Below are 5324 nucleotides of genomic sequence, written 5' to 3' on the forward strand. Positions count from 1 at the left end.
GATCTTGTTTTGTCTTCACAAACACTCATGATCACCGTGGTGGCCGCACCTATTTCACCGACACGCCAGCCACATTACGAACTACAGCTGGAGTACTAGCCGCCCGCGACGCTCACGAGCCTTTCCAGCGCCTCGGGACTGCCGCAATGCTCGGCCCAGCCGGCGGGCGTGCTGTCGAAGAGACCGTCGCGGATGCCTGGGTCGGCGCCCGCGTCGAGCAGGACGCCGATGACGTCGAGCGAGTTGTTCTGCGCGGCCAGGTGCAGCGCGGTGACGTCCTTGCCGTGCCCCGGTCCGCCGAAGGTGGCTTGGGCGTTGACGTTCACGCCGAGTTCGACGAGCTTGCGCACGGCCGCGGCCTTGCCTTGCGCGGCGGCCCAGAGCAGCGGGGTGCCGCGATAGACGTCGGCCTCGAGATCGGCGCCTTTCGCGACGAGCGCCTCCAGAGCTTCGGTGCGGTCGTTGCGAGCGGCCCAGGTGAGCGCTTCGTTCAGTACTTCGGTCGGGTCGTCGGCCGGCTGCCAGCGCGGGAAACCGCTGTGCGGCCGGTAAAACTGCCGATGCTCGCCGCCTGCGCCGTCGAGCAGATCGATGCGCCCGAGCCCGGCCGCGACCCGGAGATTGCCGGGCGCGAGGCTGTGCTCGGCGAGCTTTTCGGCGGCTTCGCGGTTGCCCCAGAACAACGCGACGACGAGTGGGGTGCCTCCGTCGCCGCGTGCCGAGACGTCGGTGGGCGCGCCCGCTTCGAGCAGGAGATCGAGCAGGAGCGGGAGATTGCTGTAGGCGGCCTGGTGCAGGGGAGTCCAGCCGTGGACGTTGCCCCGCGACGGGTCGGCGCCGCGGTCGAGCAGTACCTTGCCGAGCCGCTCGTCGCAGGTCGCGCCCGCCATGCCGAGCAGGTCGTTTCCGTTGGTACCACGGATATGCACGACCTCGGGATGCTCGTCGACGATGGCCGCGAGCCCGTCGAGATCCCGGCTTTCGACCGCCCGGTACGCCCGCGCGAAAGGCTCGTCGCCCACCTGCGAAACGTGCTTGAGCAGTTCACGCCACGTCGCGAAACCGTGCTCACGCGCGAGCGCGGTCCGCGCGCCCTCCGCGGTGAGCGGCAGCTCCCCGAACGCCGCGACCGCCCCGGGCGTCCCGTCCTCGGCGGACGCGAGCAGCCCGAGGGCGCGGTCGGCGTAGTACTCGGGGTCGGAGTGGTAGGCCTGCATTTTCCCAGCCTAGGGGTCGTGAGTGGTACGGCCGGTTCTAACCGGTCATACCACTCACGACCTCTTTGAGGGTGCGCCACTCGGCGAGCGGGATGTCGTCGTTCCCGGTGAGCACCTGCAGGCAGACGTGGTCGGCGCCCGCGTCGAACTGCGCACGCACGCGCTCGGCGATGGCGTCCTCGCCGACCGGGACCAGTGCGTCGACCAGGCGGGGTGAGACAGCGGCTTGCTCGGCGTCGGTGAAGCCGAGGCGGCGCAGGTTCGCCTGGTGGTGCGGGGCGAGCTTGACGTAGAGCCCGACGTGTTCGCGGGCCAAAGCCGGATCGAAGGTGACCGCCTGCTCGACCGCCAGGAACTTGCCAGGTCCCAGCACGCCTCGGGCGAACGCCGTGTGGGAGACCGGGACGAAGTACGGGTGCGCGCCGTCGGCATGGTCGCGGGCGACCTCGAGCATGCGCGGGCCGAGTGCGGCGATGACCCGGGTCGGTGCGGGCTCGGCCAGTTCTTTGTCCAGTGCCGCAAGGTAGTCGCGGATCGACGTGACCGGACGTGCGCCGACCCGATGGCCGCCGAGGCCGTGGATGAACCGGCCGGGATAGGCCTGGTCGAGCAGGCGTTCCGCGCCCGCCGCCGCGGCCGGTTCGCGCAGCGCGATCTGGGCGATGCCGGTGGCGACGCGCAGTCGTGACGTCGCGGCGAGCAGGACGGCGGCTTGCGTGAACGCCTCCCGGCCGTACGCCTCGCCGAACCACAGCGTGTCGAAGCCCAGGTCTTCGACCTCCAGCGCCGCGTCGCGGATCTCGGCGGGTTTCTTGCCTTCCAAGGCGAAAGTCCAGATTCCGACGCTCATCGGGTGATCTCCTTCAACGCCGGCGCGAGCCGGGCGAGTTGGTCCACAATGGATTCCAGGGTGTCTCCGGCAGGGGAGACGAGTACGTGGTCGGCGCCGCTGTCGAGCAGCAGCCGGACCCGCCGGGCGACGGCTTCCTCGTCGCCCCAGGCATAGAGGCCGTCGACGAGCCGGTCGCTCACGTCATGGATGTCGGCGTCGGTGTAGCCGAGCCGTTTCCAGCCGGACATGTAGTGCGGGACCTTGTGCTCGGTCATCTGCCGGACCGTCTGCGCCAGCCGCGCGCGTGCTTCGTCACGCGTGCCCAGCAGCACGGTCTGATGCGGGATCAGCAGCTTGTCCGGCCCGAGGAACTTCCGCGCGTACGGCGTGTGCTCCAGCGGCTGGGCGAACGGGTGCGCGCCATCGGTCAGCTCGGCCGCCAGTTCGAGCATCCGCGGTCCGACGGCGGCCAGCACCACGGGAACCGGCACCGGGCCCATCGCGGACAGATAGGCCCTGGTCTGCGTCAGCGGTTGGTAGCCGGAGCCCGTCGCCGCCGCCTGGAACGAGTGGCCGATGCCGACGCCGAGCACGAATCGGCCCGGATGTGCCCGCGCGAGCGCGGTCGCGAGCGTTTGCGTCTCCTGCGCGCCGCGCGCCCAGATGTTCGCGATGCCGGAGCCGATCATCAGCCGTGACGTCGACGCGAGCAGAGTTCCGTCGACCTCGAACAGATCCCGCTCGCCGACGCCTTCGCCGCTCCACGCCGAGCCGTAGCCCAGCTCCTCGATGCGCTGGTTGGCCAGCACCTCGGTTTCGCGCGGCGGGGCGAATGGCGCGGACGGGAGCCAGACCCCGACCGGGCCCAGCCGCTCCCGCGTTTCCTCGATCATGACTTCCCTCCAGAAGGTGAGGCTGCCTCCGGTTAATATACGGAGGTAGCCTCCGATTTGTCACCCACTATTGTCGGCTCATGCGCGCCGATGCCCTCCGCAACTACGAACGCCTGCTCAGCGAGGCGAAACTCGCTTTCCGCAGCCATGGCGTCGAGGCGTCGCTCGAGGACATCGCGCGCAACGCGGGCGTCGGCATCGGCACCCTCTATCGGCATTTCCCGACTCGCGACGCGCTCATCGAGACCTTGCTGAGGGACCGCTTCGACACCCAGGCCGCGGCCGCGCGCGAGCTGCTCGGTCATCCGTCGCCGTTCGAGGCGCTGACGACCTGGCTGGCCGGCCTCGGCAAGACCTCGGGCGAGTACAAGGGCCTGCCGGAGGCGATGGCGTCGGCCATCAACCACCCCGGCTCACCGCTTTACGTCTCATGTCATGAGATGCAGGCGGCGGCGTCCCAGCTGGTGGACAGGGCGCGGGAAGCGGGCGAACTGCGCGCGGACGCCACCACGCGCGAGCTGCTTCTCCTTACGCACGCCGTTGTTTGGGCGAGTGAGCATCATCCATCCGATGATGGGATGGATCGCCTTTTCGCTCTTGTTGTCACCGGGTTGCGGGCAAGTTAACAATGCACTCGGCAAGGTGGGGGTACGCAGAGCTAAACTGCGGCCCATCCGGGCACAACGTCGTGCGCCGTTGAGAGCGTCCTCGATTTAGTGACCAAATAGTGGGAGCAGCGTCGTGACCAAAGCAGGCAAACCCGTCGTACTCATTGCGGAAAAGCTCGCGCCCTCCGTCCTCAGTGTCTTCGGTGACGAGGTGGACGTCCAGCATGTGGACGGCACCGACCGTCCCGCGCTGCTCGAGGCCGTGAAGAGTGCCGACGCGCTGCTCGTGCGGTCCGCGACCCAGGTCGACGCCGAGGTGCTCGCCGCGACCACCACGCTGAAGGTCGTCGCCCGCGCAGGCGTCGGGCTGGACAACGTCGAGGTGCCCGCCGCCACCGAGCGCGGCGTCCTGGTCGTCAACGCCCCGACCTCCAACATCGTCAGCGCCGCCGAGCACGCCGTCGCGCTGCTGCTCTCGGTCGCCCGCCGCGTCCCGGCCGCCAGCGAGAGCCTGCGTGGCGGCGCGTGGAAGCGCAGCGCCTACTCGGGCGTCGAGGTGCAGGGCAAGACCGTCGGCGTGGTCGGCCTCGGCAAGATCGGCCAGCTCTTCGCGCAGCGGCTCGCCGCCTTCGGCACCAAGCTCATCGCGTACGACCCCTACGTCAGCGCCGCGCGCGCCGCGCAGCTCGGCATCGAGCTCGTGACGCTGGACGAGCTGCTGGAGCGCGCCGACTTCATCTCGATCCACCTGCCGAAGACGCCCGAGACCAAGGGCCTCATCGACGCCGAAGCGCTCAAGAAGACCAAGCAGGGCGTCATCATCGTCAACGCCGCGCGCGGTGGCCTGATCGTCGAGGAGGACCTCGCCGACGCCATCCGGTCCGGCCACGTCGGCGGCGCGGGCATCGACGTCTTCGTCACCGAGCCCACCACCGAGAGCCCGCTGTTCGACCTGCCGAACGTGGTCGTCACCCCGCACCTGGGCGCGTCGACCGCCGAGGCGCAGGACCGCGCGGGCACCGACGTCGCGCGTTCGGTGCTGCTGGCGCTGCGCGGCGACTTCGTCCCGGACGCCGTCAATGTCACCGGCGGCGGCACGGTCGGCGAGCACGTCCGCCCGTACCTCTCGCTCACCCAGAAGCTCGGCACCGTGCTGTCCGCGCTGAACCCGAAGGCCCCGGCCTCGGTCACCGTCGTGGTCAAGGGCGAGCTCGCCGGCGAGGACGTCAGTGTCCTGCAGCTCGCCGCGCTGCGCGGCGTCTTCACCGGCGTCGTCGACGAGCAGGTCACCTTCGTCAACGCGCCGCGCCTCGCCGCCGACCGCGGTGTGCAGGTCGAGCTCGTCACCGAGACCGAGAGCCCGAAGTTCCGCAGCGCGGTCACCGTCCGCGTGGTCACCGCCGACGGCCAGACGCTCACCGTCTCCGGCTCGGTCACCGGGAAGGAGGAGGTCGAGAAGATCGTCGAGGTCAACGGCCGCCACTTCGACCTGCGTGCCGAGGGCGACGTGCTGCTGCTCGAGTACCCCGACCGTCCCGGCATCATGGGCCGCGTCGGCACCCTGCTCGGCGAAGCGGGCGTGAACATCGAGGCCGCGCAGATCAGCCAGACCACCGACGGTTCCGACTCGGTCATGCTGCTGCGCGTCGACCGTGAGGTCGGCGCCCACCTGCTCGAGCCGATCGGCGCTGGCGTGGGCACCCACACCATCCGCGGCATCCACTTGGGCTAGGCAGTCGTGGGGGGTGGGGGGGGGGGGGAAAGGGCCGACCAA

The 5324-nt window shown here is 69.9% G+C and carries 5 protein-coding genes; 2 read left to right on the forward strand and 3 right to left on the reverse strand.

The window, feature by feature from the left end; genetic code table 11:
- Positions 1-95 precede the first annotated feature (95 nt).
- From ACFV15_RS47675 to ACFV15_RS47685, 3 genes are read right to left on the reverse strand one after another with little or no spacing between them, the layout of a single operon-like run.
- A complete protein-coding gene (locus ACFV15_RS47675) occupies positions 96-1217 on the reverse strand; it encodes an ankyrin repeat domain-containing protein (RefSeq protein WP_378360104.1) in 1122 nt (373 codons plus the stop codon).
- A 37-nt stretch (positions 1218-1254) separates the two neighbouring features.
- Complete coding sequence (locus tag ACFV15_RS47680) at positions 1255-2067, reverse strand: TIGR03620 family F420-dependent LLM class oxidoreductase (RefSeq protein WP_378360105.1); 813 nt, start codon at positions 2065-2067, stop codon at positions 1255-1257.
- Entirely contained in the window at positions 2064-2942 is an 879-nt protein-coding gene (locus tag ACFV15_RS47685; RefSeq protein WP_378360107.1) for a TIGR03620 family F420-dependent LLM class oxidoreductase, read from the reverse strand. The genes ACFV15_RS47680 and ACFV15_RS47685 overlap by 4 nt, the downstream gene beginning before the upstream one ends.
- Before the next feature lie 80 nt (positions 2943-3022).
- Between ACFV15_RS47685 and ACFV15_RS47690 the strand changes: the two genes are divergently transcribed.
- Both ACFV15_RS47690 and serA read left to right on the forward strand, forming a co-directional pair.
- A complete protein-coding gene (locus ACFV15_RS47690) occupies positions 3023-3568 on the forward strand; it encodes a TetR/AcrR family transcriptional regulator (protein ID WP_378360109.1) in 546 nt (181 codons plus the stop codon).
- Between the two features lie 115 nt (positions 3569-3683).
- Positions 3684-5282, forward strand: a complete 1599-nt coding sequence (serA, locus tag ACFV15_RS47695; RefSeq protein ID WP_378360110.1) for a phosphoglycerate dehydrogenase — start codon at positions 3684-3686, stop codon at positions 5280-5282.
- Positions 5283-5324 lie beyond the last annotated feature (42 nt).

This window comes from Amycolatopsis sp. NPDC059657 (genome assembly GCF_042734395.1).
Taxonomy (GTDB): domain Bacteria; phylum Actinomycetota; class Actinomycetes; order Mycobacteriales; family Pseudonocardiaceae; genus Amycolatopsis.

Bases quoted from the DNA above. Each gene is read 5' to 3' on its own strand.
- ACFV15_RS47675 (WP_378360104.1), bottom strand. From the start codon at position 1,217: ATGCAGGCCTACCACTCCGACCCCGAGTACTACGCCGACCGCGCCCTC.
- ACFV15_RS47680 (WP_378360105.1), bottom strand. From the start codon at position 2,067: ATGAGCGTCGGAATCTGGACTTTCGCCTTGGAAGGCAAGAAACCCGCC.
- ACFV15_RS47685 (WP_378360107.1), bottom strand. From the start codon at position 2,942: ATGATCGAGGAAACGCGGGAGCGGCTGGGCCCGGTCGGGGTCTGGCTC.
- ACFV15_RS47690 (WP_378360109.1), top strand. From the start codon at position 3,023: ATGCGCGCCGATGCCCTCCGCAACTACGAACGCCTGCTCAGCGAGGCG.